This window comes from Nonomuraea fuscirosea, from assembly GCF_003001935.1.
GTDB classification, from domain to species: domain Bacteria; phylum Actinomycetota; class Actinomycetes; order Streptosporangiales; family Streptosporangiaceae; genus Nonomuraea; species Nonomuraea fuscirosea.
Map to the genome: position 1 here is coordinate 61,732 of NZ_PVNG01000014.1, position 23,327 is coordinate 85,058.

Below are 23,327 nucleotides of genomic sequence, written 5' to 3' on the forward strand. Positions count from 1 at the left end.
ATCAGATTAGTACCTACAACTCTTGACATTGTTAGGTACTGATTTCTAGCCTGGGGCCCACAGGCGGCACGGGGCGCGCCTTCGTGACCAGTCAGTCGTCTCGTGAGGATGCGATATGCGAAACATCAAGGCCGGGATCGTGGCCACCCTGACAGCGTTCGCGCTGGCGGCCTGCTCGACGGTGGGCGGCTCGGCGAGCCCGAGCGCCGCTCCGGACGGCGGCGGTGGCGGCGACGGCGACGGGGGCAAGAAGGTCGCCTTCGTCTCCCAGGTGGAGGGGGTCCCCTACTTCTCCGCCTTCAAGCAGGGCGCCACGGAGACGGCGAAGTCGCTCGGCATGTCGTACACGCAGGCGGGTCCCGCCACCGCGGACGCGACCGAGCAGGTCCGCATCTTCAACAGCCTGGTCCAGCAGGGCTACGCCGCGATCGCGGTCTCCCCGCTCGACCCCCGCTCGATGAACCCCGCCATCGCGGCGGCGCGGAAGAAGGGCATCGTGGTCATCACCTCCGACGCCGACGCGCCCGACAGTGAGCGCCAGGTCTTCGTGCAGCAGGCCACCGACGCCGCGCTCGGCGCGACCGTCATGGACCAGATCGCCGCGAAGATGGGCGGCCAGGGCGAGTACGGCATCGTCTCCGGCGCCGCCGACACGCAGACGTTCAACAGCTGGGTGGCCGAGGCGCGCAAGCGGCAGGAGGCCGCGTACCCGAAGATGCAGCTCGTGGGCGGGGTGCGCTACACCACCGACACCGCGCAGGCGCTGAAGGAGGCGCAGGACCTCATGACCGCCAACCCCGACCTCAAGGGCCTCATCGCGGTGCCCTCGACGGCGGTGCCCGGCGTGGCGCAGGCCGTCCAGAACGCCGGCAAGGCCGGGCAGATCGCCGTCTCCGGCTTCGGCTCGCCCAAGACCGCGCGCACGTACGTCGAGTCGGGCGCGATGACCTCCACGGTCCTGTGGGACGTGCCGCAGCTCGGCATCCTGACCGTCTGGGCGATGAAGCAGCTCCTGGACGGCAAGCAGATCGCCGCGGACAACACCGTGCCGGGGCTCAAGCAGCCGGTGAAGTACGACGCCGGCGACAAGACTCTGGTGCTGGGCCCGCCGATGGTCTTCACCAAGTCGAACATCGCGCAGTTCGACTACTAGGAGCGACGTGCGGACGATCCTCTCGGTGACCGGGCTCTCCAAGAGCTTCGGAGCCACCGCCGCGCTCACCGACGTCGGCTTCACGCTGGCGGCCGGCGAGCGGCTGGCCCTGCTCGGCGAGAACGGCGCCGGCAAGTCCACCCTGATCAAGCTCATCGCCGGCGTGCACCGGCCGGACGCCGGTGAGATGACGCTCGACGGCGAGCCGCACCGGCCCGCCTCGCCCGGCGCCGCGCTGGCCGCCGGCGTCAGCGTCGTCTACCAGGAGCCGTCGTTCTTCCCGCGGCTTTCCGTGCTGGAGAACCTCTTCGTCGGCCGCGAGCCGCGCGACCGCCTGACCCAGGTCGACTGGGGCGAGATGCGCACGCGCGGCGTGGAGCTGTTCGGGCGGCTCGGCCTGCCCGTGGAGCTGCTGAACCGGCGGATGGACGCGCTCAGCCTGGCCGAGCAGCAGCTCGCCCTGATCGCCAGGGCCGTGGACGTGGACGCCAAGGTGCTGATCCTGGACGAGCCCACCTCGATCCTGACCGACGCCGAGGCCCGGCGGCTCTTCCGCGTGGTCCAGCGGCTCTCGGAGGCGGGCGTGGCCATCCTCTACATCACCCACCGCTTCGAGGAGCTGGAGCACGTCGCGGACCGGTTCATCGTGCTCAAGGACGGCCGCCTGGCCGGCGACCTGCCCGCCGCCGCGGCCGACCACGACCGGATCCTGGAGATGATGTCCGGCCGCCCGGTCAACGCCACGATCAGCCGGTCGGTCGCCGACCCCGGTGCCGTGGTGCTGGAGGCGGACGGGATCACGGTGCCGGGCTCGCTGTCCGGCGTCGGCCTGACCGTGCGCGAGAGCGAGGTCGTCGGCCTGTACGGGCTCGTCGGCGCCGGGCGCACGGAGCTGGCCCTGACCGTCTTCGGCATGCTGCGCCCCACGGCCGGATCGATGCGGGTGCGCGGCGAGCCGTACGCGCCGAAGAGCCCGCGCGACGCCATGGCGCGCGGCATCGCCTACCTGCCCGAGGACAGGAAGACGCAGGGCCTCTTCCCCGGCATGGACACGATGAGCAACCTCACCGCCGTCCTGCTGCCCGCCCTGCTGGGACGCTTCGGCGTCATCCGGCGGGCCAAGGAGCGCGAGCTCGCCTCCACATGGGTGCGCTCGCTGCGGATCAAGGCCCCGACGCTCGACTTCCCCGTCACCGGCCTGTCCGGCGGGCACCAGCAGAAGGTGCTCTTCGCCCGGCAGCTCGTCACCGGCCCGGAGATCCTCATCCTCGACGAGCCGACCCGCGGCATCGACGTGGCCACCAAGACCGACATCCAGCAGCGGCTGGTGGAGGTCGCCCGCGAGGGCACGGCGGTGCTGGTCATCTCCAGCGACCTGCCGGAGCTGCTGGCCGTCTCCGACCGCGTCTACGTCATGCGCGAGGGCCGGATGGCCGCCGAGCTGCACGGCGACGACCTGACCGAGGACGCCGTGCTGCGCGCCACGATGGGGGTGAACCGGTGAGCGCCGTGTCCGCCGTGACGGCCCCGTCGCCGCGCCTGCTGACCCTGCTGCGCGACGCGCTGCTGCCGATCCTCCTCGTCGCCGAGGTGATCTTCTTCGGCCTGGCCGCCCCCGACTTCCTGTCCGCCTCCAACCTCGCGAACGTGGTGATCAACTCGGCCGACCTGGCCCTGCTGGCGGCCGGGATGACGCTGGTCGTGCTGCTGGCCGGGATCGACGTGTCGGTCGGCCCGATGCTGGGCGTGGTCGCCTGGGTCGGCGCCTCACTGTTCGTGGCCGGCCTGCCGCCGCTGCTCGTGGTGCTGGCCTCGGTGCTGCTCGGCGGGCTGCTCGGCGCGGTCAACGCCGGGCTGATCGTCGGCGGGCGGATCTCCCCCATCATCGCCACGCTGGGCACCGCCGCCGTCTTCAAGACCGTGCTGTTCGTCCTGTGGAACAGCACCGACGTCTTCGCCGGGCCCGTCGTGCCGGTGCTCGGTCCCGCGCGGGCGGGCGGCTTCCCGCTGGTCGGCGTGGTCGTCCTGGTGGTGTTCGGGATCTTCGCGTACGTCCTGCGTCACCGCGTGTTCGGCCGGCGGCTGTTCGCCATCGGCAACGACGCCGAGGGCGCGCGGCTGCTGGGCGTGCCCGTCGGCCGCACCTCGTTCGTGGCGTACGTGCTGGTGGGAGCCCTCGTCGGCATCGCGGCCCTGATCTACGTGGGCCGGGTCGGCGTGGTGCAGGCCACCGCCGGGCAGGAGCTGACCCTGCCCGCCATCGCCGCCGTGGTCGTCGGCGGCACCAGCATCCTGGGCGGCGAGGGCGGCGTGCTGCGCACCCTCGGCGGCCTGGTCTTCATCGCGCTGCTGCAGAACGGAGTCGTCCTCATGGGCGTGCCTCCGCTGTGGAACGGGGTGCTGGTCGGCCTGGCCGTCGCCCTCGCGGTGGCCTTCGACGTCCTGACCAGACGCACCCTCGACAAGCGGATCGGAGCGCGGAAATGACAACGACAGCCGTGGCCAGGCGCTCGCTGCGCGACCGGCTGAGCGACCGCCGGGTGTTCCTCGCGGTGCTCGTCGTCGCGCTCGGCGCCCTGATGAGCGTGCTGTCGCCGTACTTCCTCCAGGTGGGCAACCTCCTGGCGATGACGCAGTACGGCGCGGTCATCGGCCTGCTGGCCCTCGGCCAGGCGCTCGTCATCCTGGGCGGCAGGGGCGGCATCGACCTGTCCGTGGGGTCGGTGCTGAGCCTGTCGGGCATCGTCATGGGGCTGCTCGCGCAGAACGCCGGGCTCAGCCCGTGGGTGGCCGCGCTGGTCACCGTCGTCTTCGGCGGCCTGCTCGGCTCGGTGAACGGCTTCATGATCGCCCGGCTCGGGTTGCCGCCGCTCATCGTCACGCTGAGCACGCTCTTCCTGTACGGTGCCCTCGCGCAGGTGCTGACCGGCGGCGGCCAGCTCGGCGGGTTCGACGGAGGCGGCTTCCCCGCGCTGGGGCAGAGCGCGATCCTCGGCGTCCCCACCCAGGTGCTCCTGGTCCTGGCGCCGATGTACGCGCTGGCCATCTGGGCGCAGAACCGCACGGCGTTCGGCCGCCGCCTGCACCAGGCCGGCACCAGCGACCGGGCCGCGGGGCTGGCCGGGATCGACGTGCGGCGGCTGCGGTTCCGGCTCTACGTCCTGTCGGGCGCGCTGGCCGCGCTCGGCGCCGTGGTGACCAACGCCTGGCTGCTCACCGCCAGGCCCAGCGCGGGCACCGGCATGGAGCTGCAGGCGATCACCATCGCGGTGCTCGGCGGCATCGACATCTTCGGCGGCCGGGGGCACCTCAGCGGGGTCCTGCTGGCGCTCGCCGTCGTGGTCGTGCTGTCGTGGGGGCTGCAGCTGGCGCAGGTCGGCAACTCCGTGCAGACCGGCATCCTCGGCCTGGTCCTCGTCGGCGCGGCCCTGCTGAACAACCTGATCGGCAGGAAGGCCGCCGGATGACGACCCAGAACGACCGGCCCGCGGACGACCGGCGCGTGGACGTGCTGGCCGTCGGTGATGCCAGTGTCGACTACTTCGTGCATGTGCCGCACATCGCGGTGGCCGACGACAAGGCGATCGGCCGGCTGGCCGGCGTGCACGGCGGCGGCATGAGCGCCAACCTGGCCGCCGCGGCGAGCTTCGCCGGGGCCAGGGCGGCGCTGGCCACGGCGGTGGGCGCGGACGACCTCGGCCGGCAGGCCCTCGACCGGCTCGCGGCCCAGGGCGTGGACGTCTCCGCCAGCGTCACCGTACCCGGCGGGCACACCTGGTTCTGCGTGATCCAGCTCGACCCCAGCGGCGAGAAGTCCCTGGTCGGCGCGGTGACCGAGGTGAAGATCCCGGCCGTGGGCCAGATCTCCGACGAGCTGCTGCGCACGGCGCGGCTGGTCGCGCCGCTGGCGGACGACCTCGACTGGGCCATCGCCCTGGCCGGACGGGCCGGGGCGGGCGGCGCGAAGGTGGCCGTGGACCTGGAGCCCGACGCGGTCGCCGGCCGGCTCGACCAGGTGCGGGAGCTGGCCCGGCTCAGCGACCTCGTCTTCTGCAACCAGCGCACCGCCGACGTGCTGGCCGGCGGCGACCCCGCGCGCTGCGCCGCGCTGCTGCTCGCGGCCGGCGCCGGCGCCGTCGTGGTGACCAGGGGGCGGGCCGGCGCCCTCTGCTTCGCCCCCGGGCAGAGCTGGTCGGCGCGCGGGCCGGAGATCGAGGTCGTGGACACCACCGGCGCGGGCGACACGCTGGCCGGGGCGTTCACCGGGTCCTGGATCCGCGGGCGGTCCCTGGCCGACAGCCTGCGCGCCGGGGTCGCCGCGGCCTCGCTCTGCGTCGGGCGGCTCGGCTCACGCGCCTATCTCGATGCCGGGACCGGCATCGATTCTCTCGTGCGGAACGTCACTCTCGACGCCGCTCCTCCCCTGCAAGGATTCTGATGATCACTCTTCTGGACCGCATCCACGGCAGCCTGGCCGCCGCCTGCATCGCCGACGCCCTCGGCGCCCCCACCGAGGAACGCTCCATCCCCGAGATCCGGCGGCTGTTCGGGCACCGGGTGGAGAGCTTCCACGCGCCGCTGCCCGACGCGCCGTACGCGGTCGGGCGCGGGCCGGCCCAGATCACCGACGACTCCAGCCAGATGCTGCTGCTGGCCGAGGCGTTCATCGCGCACGACGGGGACGTCACGCCCGAGGTCATGGCCGACCTGCTCATCGGCTGGTCCGGCAATCCCGACTACTTCCCCCACTTCGCCGGCCCCACCACCCGCCGGGCGATCGAGCGGCTCAAGGCCGGCGAGGATCCCTGGGAGGTCGGCCGGTCGGGCCGCATCATGAGCGAGGGCGCCAGCAACGGCGGCGCCATGCGGGTCGCCCCCGCCGGCCTGGTGCACCCCGGCGACATCGAGGGCGCGGTGCGCGCCGCGCACCTGACGTGCGTGCCCAGCCACCACACGAACATCGGCGTCGCCGGCGCCGCGGCCATCGCCGCCGCCACCGCCGCGGCGTGCGTGGACGGCGCCGACCTGTTCCAGGTCGTCCGGGCCGCGCGGCACGGCGCGGAGCTCGGCGAGCGGCTGGGCTCCGAGCAGGGCCGGCACGTCCCCGGACCGTCGGTCGCCGAGCGGATCGACCTCGCGGTCACGCTCGCGGTGCAGTCGCGCGACCTGGACGACGCCATCGAACGGATCGCCGCCGTCATCGGCACCGGGCTGCCCGCGGCCGAGGCGTGCCCGGCCGCCATCGGTTTGCTCGTGGCGGCCGGCGGCGACCCGTTCCAGACCGCGGTCGCGGCGGCCACCGCCGGCGGCGACTCCGACACGGTGGGCTGCATGGCGGCGGCCGTCGCGGGCGCGCTCAACGGCGTCGCCGCGCTGCCCGCCGAGACCGTCGCCCGGGTCGAGCAGGCCAACGGGCTGGACCTGGCCGGCGTGGCGGCCCGCCTGACGGCGGTCGCCCGCCCGGTGCCCGCGGGCCTGGTCAGCCGGTCCTGAGCTGGTCGAGGAGCGGGGTGCGGACGTCGCAGTTGGCGAGGGCGAACGAGTCGGCGAGGGCGATCAGGTCGTCGTCGCCGAGCCCGCGGAACAGCTCGGCGTACTCGTACGCCAGCGGCTGGGCGACCGCGATGTTCAGGATGAGCGTCCTGACCCAGTCGAAACGGCCCCACGGGTAGGGATCGAAGCCGGGGACCTCGCGGGCGATCAGCTCCTGGAACGGCTCGGTCACCTCGGCGACGCCCCGGCCGTCGCTGCCCCACTGGTCGGCGCCCAGGCGGTTCTTCTTCGCCACGAAGTCCCCGAACCTGGTCAGGTACGCCGAGTCCGGCCGGACCATGACCACGCCCTGCCGGCCGAGGTCCTTGTACATCCAGATGGACCAGCCGGCCCCGTCCCGGCGGTAGATGTCGAGCTGGTCGTCGAGGAGCCGCCGGCGCATGGCGTCCACCCGCTCGTCACCGGTGTAGATGGGACCGAACTCCCCCACCCAGACCGGCGTCCCGGTCCGGCGGCAGTACGCGGTGCGGTCGGCGTACTTGGCCTCCAGCGCCGCCCTGTCGTAGTGCCGGCCGTCGGTGACACCCGGGTAGTCCCCGCCGCGGCCCAGGCCGGGGGCGGCGTAGTCGTGGCAGACGTAGACGGTGTTCTCCCACGGCTCGGCGAAGACGTCGAACTCCGTCGAGTACGTGTTGCCGTCGAGGAACAGTATGTGGCGGTCGTCCACCTTCCTGATGGCCTCGACCAGGCGGCGGTAGAAGGGCCCGACCACCTCCCGCGACTCGTCCGCCGGCTCGTTGATCGGGTTGTACCCGGCCACCCACGGGTTGTCCTTGTAGTGGTCGGCGATGTGCTCCCACATGGCCACCACCCGGTCCTGGAAGTGCGGGTGCTCCCAGAACGCGGCCCGGTGCGTGGGGTTGTCGGAGTGCCAGTGGTGGTTCTGCCCGCCCGGCAGCGCGTGCAGGTCGATGACCGAGTAGACGCCGTGCCGCGCGCACGCCTCGACGGCCCGGTCGAGGTGCCGGAACCCGTCCTCCTTGAACACGAACGGCGCGCGGTCGTCCTCGAAGTGGTGGTAGTTGACCGGGATCCGGACGCAGTTCAGGCCGGCCCCGGCCAGCAGTTCCGCGTCGGCGTCGGCGAAGAACGCGCTCAGCAGCCGGTCGAAGAAGAGCTCGTAGCGCTCCTCGCCGAGCACGGCGCGGACGGTGGCGCGCATCAGCGACTCGTTGCCGGAATAGCCGGTGATGAAGTTCTCCATGTTGAGCCAGCCGCCCACGGCGACGCCGCGCAGGCGTACGGTGGCGCCGCTCTCGTCGACGAACCGGCGGCCCTCGGTGCGCAGAAACGTCATGCCCTCTCCTACTTCAACGCGCCGGCCGCCAGGCCGCGCTCGAACAGTCCCTGCAGGCAGAGATAGGCCGCGATCTCGGGGATCGCGGTGATCACCGCGCTGGCCAGGACCTTGGTCTGGTCGTTGCTGAACTGGCTGACGAAGAACTGCGGCAGCAGCGTGATCGTCTGCTTGGCCGGGTCCTGGATGAGGACCAGCGGCAGCAGGTACGAGTTCCACGCCCCGATCAGCGTCAGCACGACGATCGCCGCGCCGATCGGCCGCGTCATCGGCAGCACGATGTAACGGAAGGCCGTGAAGACGCCGGCGCCGTCGACCCGCGCCGCGTCGAACAGCGAGTCGGGCACCCCGTCGATGAACTTGCGGGTGAGCAGCACGGCGAAGGGGATCTGCAGCGCCGCCAGCGGCAGCACGACCGCCCAGTACGTGTCGTACACGCCGAGGGCCAGGGTGGTCGCGAACAGCGGGGTGAGCAGGACGACCTCGGGCAGCGTGAGCGCGGCCAGGATCAGCCAGAAGTAGACCTCCTTGGCGCGGATGCGCAGCTTGGAGAAGCCGAACGCGGCCAGCATGGTCAGCACGTACACGATCACGATCGTCGAGACGGCGATGATCGCGCTGTTCCTGAAGAACGTCCCGACCGCGCCGACCGAGAACACCGCCTGGTAGTTGCCCAGCCCCTCGCCCGCCAGCGACCCCTGGACCATGGCGACCAGGGGGAACACGTACGGGATGATCATCAGGGTGGCGACGAGCTGGAGCAGCAGCCGCGTCGAGCGGCGACGGGCCTCAAACACCGGGCTCACGGTCCTTCCTGTTGGCACGGGCGGCGACGGCGATCGCGCCGAGCAGCGCCAGGACGAGCAGCATCACCGACAGGGCCGCCCCGTAGCCGACGTGCGCCTGCGGGATGCTCACCCGGTAGATGTAGGTGCCGAGGAACTCGGTGCTGTAGTTGGGCCCGCCGATCGTCACCAGGTACGGCACGTCGAACGTCTTGAGCGCCCCGATCACGCCGAGCATGGCGAGGGCCACCGTCGTCCCCCTGACGCCGGGCCAGACGATGCTGACCAGGATCCGCAGGTTGCCCGCGCCGTCGGTGCGGGCCGCCTCCAGGACCTCGGGGTCGATCTGCCCCATCGCCGCGTAGTAGAGGACGAAGGTCAGGCCGGTGAACTCCCAGACGGTGATGAACATGATGACCGGCATCGCCGTGCTCGACTGGGCCAGCCACGGCTGGGCCAGGAAGCCGAGCCCGATGTGCTCCAGGGTCCAGTTGAGCTGGCCGTCGGCGGCGAACATCTGCCGGAACACCGGCGCCATCGTGGCCGGGGCGATGACGACCGGGGTGAACACGAGCACCTTGTAGACGGCGGTGAGCCTGATCTTCGAGTGCAGCACCGCCGCGAAGACGAACCCGATGAGGGTCTGCACGGTGAACGTGACCACGAAGAACAGCACCGTGTGCCAGAGGGCGAGCCAGAACACCGGGTCGGCCAGGATCTCGGTGTAGTTCTGCGCCCCCACCGGGGTCGGGGTCGGGCTCGTGCCGTCCCAGTCGAGCGTCGAGAGGTAACCGGTCTCGATGATGCAGTAGTAGATGAGGCCGACGACGAGCACGAAGGCCGGGGAGATCCACGGCAGGCCGGAGGGACGCAGGTTCTTCCTGTTCCGGCGGGCCGTGGGAGTCGTGGCGGACGGGGGACGGGTTTCGGTGATGGAGGTCATGAGCTTCCCGCGCGGCTACTTGATCTTCTCGGCGGTGCTCTGCAGGGTCTTCGCGGCCTGTTCCGGCGTGGCCTGCCCGGCGGCCACGGTGGTGGAGGCGACCCCGATCGCGGTCTGCAGGTCGGCGCTCACCGTCGCCAGCCGGGGTTCGCTCGACTTGCCCGCGTCGGTGATCAGCTTCTCCAGTGCCGGCCGCTGCACCTCCGGGTTGACCAGCTTGACGGCGTCCCAGTTCGGCTGGGCGGTGGTCAGCGCGGGGATGTCGTTGAGGATGTCGGCCACGGCCTGCTGGCCCTCCTTCGAGGTGCCGAGCCAGGTGACGAAGGTGGTGGCGGCGGCGATGGACTTGGATCGCTTGTTCACGGCCAGCCCGAAGTCCGCGTCGCCGTAGAGGGCGCCGACGTTGCCGGTGCCGGCCACGTCGGGGAACGGGATCGGGAGCTGGGTGAACGGCTTCGGGTTGGCGACGCCGGCGCCTGAGATGGCGTTCGTGCTGCCCTCGACCGTGGAGTACTGCATGTACCAGGTGCCCATCATCACCATGGCGTACTTGCCGGACATGAAGCCGTTGTTGGCGTCCGGGTACTGCTGCACGCCGAGCGCGCCCTCCTGCATGATCCCGTCGTCGAACAGCTTCTTCCAGATGCTCAGCGCCCGCACGATGGCCGGGTCGGTCCAGGAGACCTCGCCCTTGAGCGCCTTCTCCCACACGCCGGGCTTGACGTTGTCGGTGATCGCCTGCAGCGTGTCCTCGTTGAACGCGGGCTGGCCGGCGCCCTGCACGAAGCAGCCGACGTCGTGGGACTTGAAGGTCGCGCAGACCTTCTTCCACTCGTCGTACGTCTTCGGCGGCGTCAGCTGGTACTTGTCGAACAGGTCCTTGTTGACCCAGACCGTGCCGGCGAAGACCGAGCCGACCGACAGGCCGGCGAGCTTGCCGTCCGTGGTCAGGCTCGATACCCCGATCGGGGCCAGCTTGGACTCCCAGTCCGCTCCCAGGGCCTTCTCCACGGCGGGCTTGAGGTCGACGGCGTTGACCCCGTAGATGCCGACCGCGCCGTTGGCCGCTCCCGGCGCGACGGCGAAGACGTCGGGGCCGACGGTCGAGGCCAGCGCGGGCCGGATGGCGGCGTCGTAGCCGTCGATGGTCAGCTTCTTGAAGGTGACCTTGATCTTCGGATACGCCTTGTTGAACGCCTTGATGTACGTTTCGGCGGGCGCGGCGTCGGGCGTCCACCCCCACCAGGTGATCTCGCCCGAGTCGGCCGCGCCCTTGTCCGCGGTCTCGGTCGAAACTCCGCCCGCGCACCCGGCGAGCGCCAGCCCGGTGGCCACGAACAGGGCCGCGGTTCTGCGGAGGCGGCGATTCCTGGGTCGAGGGGATCCCAGCATGTGATCTCTCCTTGCACGTGATGGCACGTACGGGTCGTTTCGACGCCGGGCCACCCGCCGGGAAACGACGCGGGTCGGGCTCGGGCTCGGGGGAGACAGAGCGGCCGGACGACGAGGCCGGGGGCTCTGCGGTATCAGAAAGTTTCGAAAAAGGGTCTGTGCTCGTGAGCAGCGAAACACCGGACGACGTACAGTGTCAAGAACCTCACTCGAATTCGTTTCCGAGAAGTTTCGAAGAACGCACGGCCGCAGACGCTCGTTTCGGCGAGCTGGCGACGGACGTACAGGGCGGCGCTGCTGCGAAGAGATCCGGCGATCATCCGCTCCACCTGGGATTATTCACGCTTTCGCCAGACCGTCGGCGCTGTCGGCGGCGATGCTACGGTGGAAGAAAGTTTCCGAATCTTCGAGCCTGAGAATGATGAGAGGTGTCGTGGCGACCGAGCACGAGGACACCGGCGCGCGGAGGCAGGCGCGGCACGTGACGCGGCGCGGCGGCGGCGACCGGGTCACGATCGCGATGGTCGCCCGCGCGGCGGGCGTGTCCGTGCCGACCGTGAGCAAGGTGCTCAACGGGCGTGACGCGGTCGGCCCGCGGACCCGGCGCCGGGTGGAGGACGCCCTGGCCGCGACCGGCTACCGGCGCCGCGGCAGGTCGGAGCCCGGCCGGGCCGGGCTGGTGGACTTCGTGATCACCGAACTCGACACCGCGTGGGCCTGTGAGCTGCTGCGCGGCGCCGAGCACGAGGCGTACCGGCTGGGCGCCCGCCTGGTCCTGACCGTCACCCACGACCGTCAGGCCCACCCGCGCGAGTGGTTCAGGAGCCTCGCCTCGCGGCGCACCGACGGCGTGGTCCTCGTGCTGTCCAGCCGCACCCGCCTGATCGCCGCCGAGCGGCTGCGCTCGATCGACGCGCCGGTCGTCGTGATCGACCAGATGGGCGGCTACGAGCACGACGTTCCGGCGATCGGGGCCACCAACTGGGCGGGCGGCTTCGCGGCCACCGAGCACCTGACCGGCCTCGGGCACCGGCGGATCGGCATGATCACCGGCCCCGACGACGTGCCGTGCGGCCTGGAACGTCTCGACGGCTACCGCGCCGCGCTCGGCCGGGCCGGGCTGTCGCCCGACGAGGACCTGGTGCGGCGGGGCGACTTCTACGCCGGGGGCGGCCGCCGCGGCGCGGCCGAGCTGCTCGACCTGCCCGATCCGCCCACCGCCGTCTTCGCCGGGTCCGACCAGCAGGCGATGGGCGTGTACGACGAGGCCCGCGCCAGAGGTCTGCGCATCCCCGCCGACCTCAGCGTGGTCGGGTTCGACGACGTCGACATGTGCGAGTGGGTGACGCCGCGGCTGACCACGGTCAGGCAGCCGCTGGCCGAGATGGCCGTGCTGGCCGTGCGCGACGTGCTGGAGCGCGCGCACGCGCCGGGCGAGCCGCCGCCGCGTCTTGAGCTGTCCACCCGGCTGGTGGTGCGGGAGAGCACCGCGCCGTGGCGACCACCGCCGGCGCGCGCACGGGCCGCACGCCGGCGAAGGTAGGCAGGTCAGGGGCTTGCGGGATGCGGGTCAGGGGCTCTCGGGGGCCCGATGTGCTCGGGGCAAGGGCTCGCGGGTCAGGGCTGGGGGACGCCGAGGGCTTCGCGCCAGGTGTGGCGGGGTTCGTAGCCCAGCTCTTCGCGCGCCTTCGCGCTGCTCAGCAGGCTCTCGTACCCCTCCAGGGGACGGCGCGCCGGCACGCCCGGGAACATCGACTCGGCCAGCTCGGCCGAGGGCCGGTCCATGAGCGTGTCACGCGCGGCGATCACGTACGCGGGCGCGCCCGTGACCTCGGCGGACAGCGCCAGGCGGCAGGCCAGCGCGGCGTCGCGGACGTCCACGTAGCTCCACAGGTTGAACGCCCGCGCCAGCGGGTCCTCCCAGCAGGACGGGAGCTTGCGGTAGTCGGCGGCGTCGTGCACGTTCGACAGCCGCAGGCCGACGATCGGGATGCCGGACCACGCCGAGACGTGCTCGGCCAGCGTCTCGCCGATGACCTTCGACAGCGCGTACGCCGAGTGCGGATGCGGGTAGTGCGCCTCGTCCACGGGCAGGTAGCGCGGCGGGGCCTGCGGCCCGAACGGGAATCCGAGCGTGGTCTCGCTCGACGTCCACACCACCCTGCGCAGGCCGAGCTTGGCCGCGGCCAGGAAGACGTTGCTGTTCATGGCCGTGTTGTCGGTGAACGTGCGGGCCTCGGGGGCGAAGCCGGGCGCGGGGATGGCGGCGAGGTGGACGACGGCGTCCATGCCGGTCAGCGCGTCGACGGTGTCGCCGTAGTCCGTCAGGTCGGCGCGCATCAGCGAGGTGCCCAGCTCCTCGTAGAAGGGGCCGCGGTCGCCGGGCGCGCCGGTCACGTCGACGGCGCGGACGTCGTGCCCGTGGGCGAGCAGATCCTGGACCACGGCGCGCCCTGCTTTGCCGTTCGCCCCTGTCACCGCGATGTTCACGGCCGGCCTCGCTTTCCCGATGGTGTCGATGGCTGCGGGTGAGTCGTCGATGCAGTGTCGCAGACCCGGACACTTCATCGAAACTCCCCACCCCGGGTTCGGTCCCCGCCGGAAGCGCTCTGACCGGCGGAGACACGGCTGGAGCCGGGGAATCTCGATGGGCCGGGTCCCTTGACGTGCTTCGACATCCGGCTCTACGTTGTGAATGAGCTGTAGAAGTTTCGGAGACATTTTCGAAATGTTTCGACGCGATTCGGATCCCGATCCGGGCGCGTCAGGACCCACAGATTCCGGAGACTCGTAGTGAAGGTTCTCTACATCGGCGGCACCGGCACGATCAGCTCGTCCTGCGTGGCCGAGTCGGTACGCCAGGGCATGGACGTGCACGTGCTGAACCGCGGCCGCACCGCCGGTGTCCGGCCGCTGCCCGACGGCGTCACCACCGTCACCGGCGACGTCCACGACCCGGAGTCGATGCGCGCCGCCCTCGGCGGTTCCTCGTACGACGTCGTGATCAACTTCCTCAGCTACGGCGCCGAGGACGCGGCGGCCTGGGTGGACCTGCTGGCGGGCCGGATCGGCCAGTACATCCACATCAGCACCGCCTCGATGTACCACAAGCCGGTGCGGAAGGTGCCGTTCGTCGAGTCGACCACCCGGTACAACCCCTACTCGGCCTACTCCCAGGACAAGATCGCCGCCGAGGACGTCCTGCGGCGCGCGTACGAGGAGCGCGGCTTCCCCGTCACCATCGTGCGGCCCTCGCACACCTATGACGACGCCCGCCCGCCGCTGCCCGGCGACTGGACGGCCTGGGACCGGATCGTGCGCGGCGACGAGCTGGTCGTGCCCGGCGACGGCACCAGCCTGTGGACGCTGACGCACGCGTCGGACTTCGCCGTGGGCCTGGTCGGCCTGGCCGGGAACTGGCCGGCGATCGGCGAGGACTTCCACATCACCTCCGACGAGGTGCTCACCTGGAACGAGATCTACGACGTCATCGCGAAGACGGCGGGGACCGAGGCGCGGCTGCTGCACCTGCCTTCGGAGTTCCTGCCGATCGTGGCTCCCGACTGGTTCTGGTCCAGCCTGATCGTCGGCGACCTGTCGCACAGCGCGGTGTTCGACAACAGCAAGATCAAGCGGTTCGTCCCGGCGTTCCGGCCGGTGATCACCTGGCCGGCCGGCGCCAGGCGGCTGCTGGAGTGGCGGGCCGGGCACGCCGAGCAGGCCCGTCCCGACGCCGGGACGGACGCGCTGCTGGGCCGCCTCGTCGAAGGACACCAGGCCGCGGTGTCCGCGGTGCGCAAGCTGGCGCCGTGACCCGGCGTACCGGAGAGGAATCGATCTGACATGGCAGGTGACCGCACCTCCCGCGAGGAGATCGTCGAGAGCCTGATCGCCCGGATGAGCCTGGCCGAGAAGGTCGCACAGCTCTACGGCGTCTGGGTGGGCATCGACGGCGCCGACGGCGAGATGGCTCCGCACCAGCACGAGTTCGCCGAGCTGCACACCGCGTGGGACGACCTGATCCGCGACGGCCTCGGCCAGATCACCCGGCCGTTCGGCACCACGCCCGTCGGCGTGCGCCAGGGCGCGGCCACGCTGGCGAAGACGCAGCGCTCGATCATGGCGGCCGGGCGGTGGGGGATCCCCGCCCTGGTGCACGAGGAGACCCTGACCGGGCTGGCCGCGTGGCGGGCCGCCGTCTATCCGTCCCCGCTGTGCTGGGGCGCGAGCTTCGATCCCGGGCTGGTCGAGCGGATGGGCGCGCAGATCGGCGCCGCCATGCGCCGGCTCGGCGTGCACCAGGGGCTGGCCCCGGTCATGGACGTCGCCCGCGACCTGCGCTGGGGGCGGGTCGAGGAGACCATCGGCGAGGATCCGCTCCTGGTGGGCACGATCGGCAGCGCCTACGTCCGCGGCATGCGGTCGGTGGGCGTGCTGGCCACGCTCAAGCACTTCGTCGGCTACTCGGCGTCGAAGGGCGGCCGCAACCTGGCCCCGGTGTCGGCCGGCCGGCGCGAGATCGCCGACGTGCTGCTGCCGCCGTTCGAGATGGCGCTGCGCGCGGGCGCCGACTCGGTGATGAACTCCTACGCGGACGTGGACGGGATGCCGGTCGCGGCCGATCCCGCGCTGCTCACCGACCTGCTCCGCGACACCTACGGCTTCACCGGCACGGTCGTGGCGGACTACTTCTCGATCGCCTTCCTGCAGACCCTGCACAACGTGGCGGGCTCCCCCGGTGAGGCGGCCGGGCTGGCGCTCGCCGCCGGGATCGACGTCGAGCTGCCCACCGTGCACTGCTACGGCCCGCCCCTCATCGAGGCGGTCGAACGCGGAGAGGTGGACGTCGCCCTGGTCGATCGTGCCCTGCGCCGGGTGCTGGAGCAGAAGGCCCGGCTCGGCCTGCTGGACGAGGACTGGACGCCGGAACCGGAGGTGCTCGACGCCGAGGGGGACGCCGAGCTGGACGAGACGGGCGACGTCGTGCTGGACGACGCGGAGGCGCGGGCCCTGGCCGGGGAGCTGGCCCGCCGCTCCGTCGTGTTGCTGCGCAACACCGGGACGTTGCCGCTGGCGCCGGGCCTGCGGCTGGCCGTCGTCGGGCCGCGCGCCGACACCCCGCAGGCCATGATGGGCTGCTACTCGTTCCCGATGCACGTCGGCGTGCACCACCCGGACGTCGGTCTCGGCATCGAGGTGCCGACGCTGGTCGAGGCGCTGCGTGGCGACGCGGCCGGCTACGACGTCCGCTACGAGCAAGGATGTCCGGTGGTCGGCGGGGACGACGCCGGGATCGCCGCCGCGGCCGGGCTGGCGGCGGACGCCGACGTCTGCGTGGCCGTCCTCGGCGACCAGGCGGGGCTGTTCGGCGGCGGCACCTCGGGCGAGGGCTGCGACGCCACCAGCCTGCGCCTTCCCGGCCGGCAGGAGGAGCTGCTGGAGGCCGTCCTCGCCACCGGCACGCCGGTGGTGCTGGTGCTGCTGGTCGGGCGGCCGTACGAGCTGGAGCGGCAGGTGGACCGGCTGGCGGCCGTGGTGTGCGGGTTCTTCCCCGGCGAGGAGGGCGCGCACGCCCTGGCCGACGTGCTGTCCGGGCGGAGCGACCCGATGGGGCGGCTGCCGGTGAGCTTCCCCGGCTCCGGCGGCAACCAGCCGGCCACGTACCTGTCCGCGCCGCTGGCCCGGCGCAGCAAGGTGAGCACCGTGGACCCGACGCCGCTGTTCGCCTTCGGCCACGGGCTCTCCTACACGCCGGTCGAGTGGACGGGCGTCGCCGCGGACCCGTCGGGGACGTGGGCCACGGACGGCACCTTCGACGTGCGCGTCACGCTGCGCAACGGCGCGGCCGGCCCGGTGTCGGAGGTCGTCCAGGTGTACCTGCACGACCCGGTCGCCGAGGTGGCCAGGCCCGTGCAGGCGCTGCTCGCCGCGCCCCGGGTGGACCTGGCGCCCGGGGAGACGCGTGAGGTGACGATCACCCTGCACGCCGACCAGACCTCCTATACCGGGGCGTCAGGACGGCGGCAGGTGGATCCGGGCGCGGTCGAACTGCGGGTGGGGGCGTCCAGCGCCGACATCCGCGAGACCATCCCCGTCACGATGACCGGCCCGCGCCGGCACGTCGGCTTCGACCGGGTGATGGAGGCGACGGTCGGTCAGGACTGAGAACACGGTGTACGGCCGGCGTCCCCGCACGGGGCGCCGGCCGTACGCGTGTCATTCGCCCGGGTAGCGCAGGCCGATCTGGGCGCGGACCTCGTCCATCGTGCCCATGATCTGGCAGACCTCGTCCGACGGCAGCACCGGGCTCTCCAGCAGTCCCGCCCGCACGCACCGCGCCACCTCCTCGGTCTGGAAGCGCAGCCCGCTGCCCGGCACGGAGAACTCGTAACGCTCGGTCGCGCCGCTCCGCGTGGTCAGGGTGAACGTCGTCGCCCGGTACCACATGGTGTCGACGTCGATGCGCGCCTCCGTGCCCGCGATCGTCGCCCGGTTGGGCAGCCACGCCTCCATGGAGGTGGTCGCCACCGCCTGGCGGCCCTCGTCGTACCCCAGGACGACCGCGGTCTGCGCGTCCACCCCGGTGTCGCCCGCGTGCGAGGTGGCCAGCACGGACGAGGGGCGGCCGAGCACCATGGACATGAAGGACAGCGGATAGACCCCCAGGTCGAGCAGCGCGCCGCCGCCGAGGTGCGGGTCGAACATGCGGTGCGCCGGGTTCCGGCGGAACCACACCCCGTGCTCGGCGGTCACCAGCCTGACGTCCCCGAGCCGCCCCTGCGCGAGCAGTTCCCTGATCCGGACCATGTGCGGCAGGAACCGCGTCCACATGGCCTCCATCAGGAACACGCCGCGCGAGCGGGCCAGTTTCACCAGCTCCTCCGCCTGGGCGCGGTTGACCGTGAACGGCTTCTCCACCAGCACGGCCTTGCCGGCTTCGATCGCCGCCACCGCCACGTCCCTGTGCGCGGTGTGCGGCACCGCGACGTAGACGGCGTCGACGTCGTCCGACTCCAGCAGCGCCGCGTGGGTGCCGTGGGAGCGGGGCGCGGCGGTCCGCGCGGCGAACGCCTCGGCCCGCGCGGTGGAGCGGGAGGCGACCGCGACCAGCTCACCCTCGCCGGAGTGACGCAGGTCGTCGGCGAACTGGCCGGCGATGCCGCCGGTGCCGATGATCCCCCACCGCAGCGGCCCCGGCTGGTACGTCTTCGTGCCCGTCAACGCAACCACGTCCCGCTCGCCGGAGTCAGCTTGTCCAGTTCGGCCCACAGGTCGTCAGGAATGTCGAGCGCGGCCAGCTCCAGTGTGTGGGCGAGACGTTCCGGCCGGGTGATGCCCACGACGGTCGTGCCGATCCGCGGGTCGCGCATGGAGAACTGCAGCGCCGCCGCTGCCAGCGGCACCCCGGCCTGTTCGCAGGCGCGCCACATCCCGGCGGCGCTCTGCTTGACCTCGTCCGACGCCATCCGGTACGCGTACCGCGGAGCCGTGTCCGGGCCCTTGACGAGCATGCCGCCGCCGAACGGCGCGGCGTTGAGCACGGCGACGCCGGCCTCGGCGCACTGGTCGAGCAGCGGCTCGGCCGACCGGTCGAGCAGCGTGAACCGGTTGTGCGTGATCACCGCCTCGAACACGCCGAGGTTCACGAAGCGCCGCAGCAGGTCCACCGGCCCGCCGGCCACCCCGAGGTGACCGACGAGCCCCTCCTCCTTGGCCTGGACGAGCGCCTCGACCGGGCCGCCGGCGGCCGTGGCCTGGTCGAAGGTGATGCGTTCCGGGTCGTGCAGGTAGACGAGCGGCAGGTGGTCCATGCCGAGCCGTTCCATGCTCTCGGCCAGCGACGCCCTGACCCGTTCGCCGGAGAAGTCGCCGCTCGCGTCGGGGTCGACCTTGGTGCTCAGCAGGAAGTCCGCCGGCACGCCGCCGATCTCGCGCAGCACCGCGCCGATCCGTCTCTCGCTCTCCCCGCCGCCGTAGCCGTTGGAGGTGTCCAGGAACCGGATCGGCCCGTCGAACACCGCCCGCAGGGTGCGCAGGGCCTGGTCGCGGTCCACCTCGTAGCCGTAGATGCCGGGGATGCTGCCGATCGCGCTGGTGCCGATGCACAGCGGCGGGGCCAGCAGCCCGGTGGAGCCCAGGGGGCGCTTGGTGAGCATGCTCCTCGTCCTTTCTTCGCGTCCCGCCCCGGCCGTGCGGGAGGTTCTTCGCGTCCCGTCCTCGCCGCCCGTCCCAACCCTGCGGCGGGTCAGGACGGGGGTCAGCCGCCGAAGCCGTCCTGGGCGTGGGCGCGCAGGTAGTCGATGTCGAAGTCCAGGCCGAGCCCGGGGCCCGCGGGCAGCTTGAGCCGGCCGCCGCTGTTGTCCAGCGGCGTACGCAGGAACCTGTTGTAGGACCCCAGGTCGTGGCTGCTCGACTCGATGCGGTAGAAGTTCGGCACGGTGATCATCACGTGGCCGCCGGCGACCAGGTTGACCGGCCCGCTCGCGTCGTGGGGGGAGACCGGCACGTAGTACGCCTCGGCCATCGTGGCGATCTTCTTGAGCTCGGAGATGCCGCCGGTCCAGGTCACGTCGGGCATGACGAAGTCGGCGAGCCCGTTCTCCAGGACCGGGACGAAGTCCCACCGGGTGTGCAGCCGCTCCCCCACCGAGATCGGCACCCGGACCCGGTCGCGCACCTGCTTGAGGGCGTGGTAGCTCTCCGGCGGGACCGGCTCCTCGTACCAGTGGATGCCGCCGGCCTCGTCCAGCGACTGGCCCAGGCGGATGGCCGTGGGCACGTCGAACCGGCCGTGCGCGTCGATCAGCAGCTCCACGTCGGGTCCGGCGACCTCGCGGATGAGCGCGGTCAGCTCCATCGCCTCGCGCTCGTGCGCGCGGCTCAGCCGGCCGTCGAGGTAGCGGTCGTTGCTCTCCGGCTCGCCGGGCGCGTGCGGGAACGGGTCGAACTTGATCGCGGTGTGGCCCGAGTCGACGATCTTCCTGATCTCGTCCTCGACCCCGTCGCGGGTGCCGAAGCGGCTCTGGTCGGGGTGGGTGTAGAGGAGCAGGTCGTCCCGTACGGTGCCGCCGAGCAGGTCGCAGACCGGCTGACCGAGCACCTTGCCGCGGATGTCCCACAGGGCGATGTCGATGGCGCTGGTCACGTTCGTCCCGGCGCCGCGGCTGCCCATGTAGGTGAAGGCGCGGAACACCTTGTGCCAGATGTCCTCGATCTTGGCGGGGTCGTCGCCGGCGAGCAGTTCGGTGGCCTGGCGCACCATGGCGGCGATGCCGCGGTTGGCCGTGCGCGTGGTGGTGGTGATCTCGCCCCAGCCGTCGACGCCCTCGTCCGTGCGGACCTGGACGAACAGGAACTCACCCCAGTAGGAACCGCCCGACCGGATCAGCCAGGGCACGAGCTCCACGATCTTCATCCGCGCCATCCTCTCACTCGTCCGCCGCCTCAGGCGGAAGCGCCGCCGTCCGTGTCCCGGCCGTTCGCGCGCGCGTCCAGGCTCGCGCCGCCGTTGGCCTGGGCGTCGCGCCAGCGCTCGTACTCGGGGCGGGCCTCCTCCGACAGCGGGTAGTAGGTGCGCAGGTCGCCGCCCTGCGACAGCCGTAGCCGGGAGAACTCCTCCCACTCCGCGTGACTGCCCGCCTCCGCCAGCAGCGCGGGGGCGAGCTTGATCGGTACGACCACCGCGCCGTCGTCGTCGGCGACGATGATGTCGCCGGGTTCCACGACGGTGTTGCCGCACGCGACCGGCACGTTGACGGCCGTGGGGAAGATGTCGGTCTGCGAGTGGAAGTTCGGCGTCGTGCCGCGCAGCCACAGCCCGAGTCCGAGCTCGCGCACCTTGCCGAGGTCGCGGATGCAGCCGTCGACGACCACGCCTACGCCGCCCCGCTGCTTGAAGTAGATCATCATCATCTCGCCGAAGACGCCGCTGGCCATGTCGCCGCGGGCGTCCACCACCACGATGTCGCCCGGCCTGGTGTGGTAGAGCACGTGCCGGTGCAGCTGCTTCTCCGGCTCGGCGTACTCGTCGACCTGGTAGAGGTCCTCGCGCTTCGGCATGAACTGCAGGGTCAGCGCCGGTCCGGCGACGCAGGTGCCCGGGGTGAACGAGACCGGGCCGCGGATGTGCGCGCTGCGGACCCCGAGCCGGTTGAGCTCACTGCTCGCGGTCGCGCTCCCGATGGCCGCCAGAGCGCTGACGAGCTCCTCGGGAGGGCGAACGATGTCGTGGGTCTCGATCACGTCGGTTCTCTTTCGGGTCGTGAGCCGGGCGGCGGCCAGGATTAGTTTCGGAGAAGTTTCGATACTGGCGTTGCAGGTCATCGTAACGCGATCGGCGCCCGAGCGCGATACCCGTGGATCATTCCTCCAGGTCGCCGGGCTGCCCGGGCAGCTTTCCCGCAGGTCGATGTCGGTTCCGCAGCGCCGTGTAGAGCGGCGATCCGGCCTCCATACGGCTAGGTGAGGTCTTGACGTCGTATTTTCGCCGCCGTAACTTGGCTCGAACGCAGTCGAAACTCCAACCGACCGCTTCGAAACTTCAGCCGAAGTCCGTCCGGCGGCTCCCTCTCTCCTTCTCCTCCACCCTCCCCCTTCCAAGAAATGGGTCGACATGAAGCGCAAACATCCGGTCGCGCTGACGATCGTGGCGGTTTCGGTCCTGCTCGGCGGATGCGGTGGTGGTGGCGGCGGCTCCCCCACCGGCGCCCCGGTGACCGGGGGAACGTTCACCATGAACCTCGGCACCGACCCGGGGACGATCAACCCGTACAAGACGACGGGCGGCACCAACCGGCAGATCTTCGCCTTCAGCTACGACACGCTCGTCGGGCGGATGCCCGACGGCAGCGTGGCGCCGCAGCTGGCCACCGAGTGGAAGGTGGCGCCCGACGAGGTCACCTACACCCTGCGCAAGGGCGTCACCTGCGAGGACGGCACCCCGCTCACGGCCAGTGCCGTCGCCGCTGACTTCGACTACGTCAAGGATCCCAAGACGCTCTCCGCCTGGGTCAACCTCACCATCCCCGTGCCGTACACGGTGACCGCGGACGACGCGGCGGGCACCGTGACCGTCAAGACGAAGACGCCGTTCGGGTTCCTGCTGGAGGGCGCGGGCTCGCTGCCCATCGTCTGCCCGGCGGGGCTGAAGGACCCCGGCTCGATCGAGCACGCCTCGAACGGGACGGGCCCGTACAAGGTGACCGACTACGTTCCCGGCGACCACTACACGCTCGAAGCCCGGCCCGGCTACGCGTGGGGCCCGAAGGGGGCCGGGAACGCGGCCGCGGGCAGCCCGAAGACGGTGAAGATCGCCTTCGTGCAGAACGAGTCCACCTCCGCCAACCAGCTGCTGTCCGGCCAGGTCAACGCCGCGCAGATCACCGGCCCCGACCGCGCCCGCCTGGACGCCACCCCCACGCTGAAGAAGTTCGACGTGCCGGTGATGGTCGGCGAGATGAACCTGAACGAGGCGAAGGGCCGCGTGTTCGCCGACCCCGAGGTGCGGCTGGCCATGGCGGCGGCGCTCGACCGCGAGCAGGTCACCAAGGTCGGCACCAGCGGCAACGGTCAGGTGGCCGACAACATGATGGTGGAGAAACCCGTCTCCTGCCCCGGCGACGAGACCACAGGGACGCTGCCCGCGTTCGACCCGGCCGCGGCGAACCAGCGGCTCGACGCCGCCGGATACGCCAAGGGCGCCGACGGCGTCCGGGCCAAGGACGGCAAGAAGCTGACCGTCAACCTGATCTACCAGGTCGGCGCGCCGCAGACGGTGTCCGCGGTCGAACTGATCGGCCAGCAGCTCATGGCCGTCGGCATCGGCACGAACCTCAAGGGCCTCACCCAGGCGGCGTTCCTCGAGGCGCTCTACACCACACAGGACTTCGACGCCTACTACAGCGGGATCAACCTGGAGTTCCCCTTCATGATGACCGCGTACTGGGGCGGCGCCACCCCGGACAAGGGCGGCCGCAACACCGGCAGCATCCGCAACGAGGAGTTCGACACCCTGTCGGCCAAGGCGCTGGCCGCCTCCGGATCGGAGGGCTGCGAGCTGTGGAAGCAGGCGCACCAGGCGCTGCTGAAGCGGGTCGACGTGCTGCCGATCTCCGTCGGCAACCGGCCCTTCTACACCGCGAAGGCCTCGCTGCAGACCGTCGGCCTGTTCGCGGTGCCGACGAGCCTGCGGCTGTACCAGTGACC

At 71.6% G+C, this 23,327-nt stretch carries 19 protein-coding genes; 10 read left to right on the forward strand and 9 right to left on the reverse strand.

The window, feature by feature from the left end:
- Window positions 1–115: 115 nt before the first annotated feature.
- From B0I32_RS30130 to B0I32_RS30155, 6 genes are read left to right on the forward strand one after another with little or no spacing between them, the layout of a single operon-like run.
- Window positions 116–1,153, forward strand: a complete 1,038-nt coding sequence (locus B0I32_RS30130) for an autoinducer 2 ABC transporter substrate-binding protein (RefSeq protein ID WP_106245533.1) — start codon at window positions 116–118, stop codon at window positions 1,151–1,153.
- 7 nt (window positions 1,154–1,160) lie between these two features.
- Window positions 1,161–2,657 carry a sugar ABC transporter ATP-binding protein gene (locus B0I32_RS30135; protein WP_106245535.1) on the forward strand — a complete coding sequence of 499 codons (1,497 nt, stop codon included), beginning with the start codon at window positions 1,161–1,163 and terminating at the stop codon, window positions 2,655–2,657.
- On the forward strand, window positions 2,654–3,640 hold the full coding sequence (locus tag B0I32_RS30140) for an ABC transporter permease (RefSeq protein ID WP_106245537.1): 987 nt from the start codon (window positions 2,654–2,656) through the stop codon (window positions 3,638–3,640). The genes B0I32_RS30135 and B0I32_RS30140 overlap by 4 nt, the downstream gene beginning before the upstream one ends.
- Entirely contained in the window at window positions 3,637–4,620 is a 984-nt protein-coding gene (locus tag B0I32_RS30145) for an ABC transporter permease (protein ID WP_106245539.1), read from the forward strand. Before B0I32_RS30140 ends, B0I32_RS30145 begins: the two co-directional genes overlap by 4 nt.
- A complete protein-coding gene (locus B0I32_RS30150; RefSeq protein ID WP_106245541.1) occupies window positions 4,617–5,591 on the forward strand; it encodes a carbohydrate kinase family protein in 975 nt (324 codons plus the stop codon). Before B0I32_RS30145 ends, B0I32_RS30150 begins: the two co-directional genes overlap by 4 nt.
- Window positions 5,591–6,646, forward strand: a complete 1,056-nt coding sequence (locus B0I32_RS30155) for an ADP-ribosylglycohydrolase family protein (RefSeq protein ID WP_106245542.1) — start codon at window positions 5,591–5,593, stop codon at window positions 6,644–6,646. The genes B0I32_RS30150 and B0I32_RS30155 overlap by 1 nt, the downstream gene beginning before the upstream one ends.
- Here the strand turns inward: B0I32_RS30155 and B0I32_RS30160 are convergent.
- From B0I32_RS30160 to B0I32_RS30175, 4 genes are read right to left on the reverse strand one after another with little or no spacing between them, the layout of a single operon-like run.
- Entirely contained in the window at window positions 6,633–8,003 is a 1,371-nt protein-coding gene (locus B0I32_RS30160) for a glycoside hydrolase family 5 protein (protein ID WP_106245544.1), read from the reverse strand. The two genes, B0I32_RS30155 and B0I32_RS30160, sit on opposite strands and share 14 nt — an antisense overlap.
- Window positions 8,004–8,011: 8 nt before the next feature.
- Window positions 8,012–8,809 (reverse strand): carbohydrate ABC transporter permease, encoded by a 798-nt coding sequence (locus tag B0I32_RS30165; RefSeq protein WP_219912071.1) that lies wholly within the window; start codon window positions 8,807–8,809, stop codon window positions 8,012–8,014.
- Window positions 8,793–9,731 carry a carbohydrate ABC transporter permease gene (locus B0I32_RS30170; protein ID WP_106245546.1) on the reverse strand — a complete coding sequence of 313 codons (939 nt, stop codon included), beginning with the start codon at window positions 9,729–9,731 and terminating at the stop codon, window positions 8,793–8,795. Before B0I32_RS30170 ends, B0I32_RS30165 begins: the two co-directional genes overlap by 17 nt.
- A gap of 15 nt (window positions 9,732–9,746) precedes the next feature.
- Window positions 9,747–11,123, reverse strand: a complete 1,377-nt coding sequence (locus tag B0I32_RS30175; protein ID WP_106245547.1) for an ABC transporter substrate-binding protein — start codon at window positions 11,121–11,123, stop codon at window positions 9,747–9,749.
- A 433-nt stretch (window positions 11,124–11,556) separates the two neighbouring features.
- Here B0I32_RS30175 and B0I32_RS30180 point away from each other — a divergent pair, with 433 nt between their 5' ends.
- On the forward strand, window positions 11,557–12,666 hold the full coding sequence (locus tag B0I32_RS30180) for a LacI family DNA-binding transcriptional regulator (protein WP_245956115.1): 1,110 nt from the start codon (window positions 11,557–11,559) through the stop codon (window positions 12,664–12,666).
- A gap of 74 nt (window positions 12,667–12,740) precedes the next feature.
- On the opposite strand, the gene B0I32_RS30185 is transcribed toward B0I32_RS30180, so the two are convergent.
- Complete coding sequence (locus B0I32_RS30185) at window positions 12,741–13,613, reverse strand: NAD-dependent epimerase/dehydratase family protein (protein WP_219912072.1); 873 nt, start codon at window positions 13,611–13,613, stop codon at window positions 12,741–12,743.
- Window positions 13,614–13,916: 303 nt separating this feature from the next.
- Here B0I32_RS30185 and B0I32_RS30190 point away from each other — a divergent pair, with 303 nt between their 5' ends.
- Together B0I32_RS30190 and B0I32_RS30195 are read left to right on the forward strand one after the other, a co-directional pair.
- Window positions 13,917–14,936, forward strand: coding sequence for an NAD-dependent epimerase/dehydratase family protein (locus B0I32_RS30190; protein WP_106245550.1), 1,020 nt, complete (start codon window positions 13,917–13,919; stop codon window positions 14,934–14,936).
- Between the two features lie 30 nt (window positions 14,937–14,966).
- Window positions 14,967–17,288, forward strand: coding sequence for a beta-glucosidase (locus tag B0I32_RS30195; protein WP_106245552.1), 2,322 nt, complete (start codon window positions 14,967–14,969; stop codon window positions 17,286–17,288).
- Between the two features lie 51 nt (window positions 17,289–17,339).
- Here B0I32_RS30195 and B0I32_RS30200 read toward each other — a convergent pair whose 3' ends face one another.
- The 4 genes from B0I32_RS30200 to B0I32_RS30215 all read right to left on the reverse strand — a co-directional run bounded on the left by B0I32_RS30200 (window position 17,340) and on the right by B0I32_RS30215 (window position 21,365).
- The gene (locus B0I32_RS30200; RefSeq protein WP_219912073.1) at window positions 17,340–18,353 is read right to left on the reverse strand and encodes a Gfo/Idh/MocA family protein; all 1,014 of its coding nucleotides are present in this window, start codon (window positions 18,351–18,353) and stop codon (window positions 17,340–17,342) included.
- Window positions 18,341–19,279 (reverse strand): aldo/keto reductase, encoded by a 939-nt coding sequence (locus B0I32_RS30205; RefSeq protein WP_106245553.1) that lies wholly within the window; start codon window positions 19,277–19,279, stop codon window positions 18,341–18,343. The genes B0I32_RS30200 and B0I32_RS30205 overlap by 13 nt, the downstream gene beginning before the upstream one ends.
- A 101-nt stretch (window positions 19,280–19,380) precedes the next feature.
- Window positions 19,381–20,538 (reverse strand): mandelate racemase/muconate lactonizing enzyme family protein, encoded by a 1,158-nt coding sequence (locus B0I32_RS30210; protein ID WP_106245555.1) that lies wholly within the window; start codon window positions 20,536–20,538, stop codon window positions 19,381–19,383.
- 29 nt (window positions 20,539–20,567) lie between these two features.
- Window positions 20,568–21,365: an RraA family protein gene (locus tag B0I32_RS30215; RefSeq protein WP_106245557.1), complete on the reverse strand. Its 798-nt coding sequence runs from the start codon at window positions 21,363–21,365 to the stop codon at window positions 20,568–20,570.
- A 370-nt stretch (window positions 21,366–21,735) separates the two neighbouring features.
- Between B0I32_RS30215 and B0I32_RS30220 the strand changes: the two genes are divergently transcribed.
- Window positions 21,736–23,325: an ABC transporter substrate-binding protein gene (locus B0I32_RS30220; protein WP_106245559.1), complete on the forward strand. Its 1,590-nt coding sequence runs from the start codon at window positions 21,736–21,738 to the stop codon at window positions 23,323–23,325.
- The last annotated feature ends 2 nt before the right edge of the window (window positions 23,326–23,327 follow it).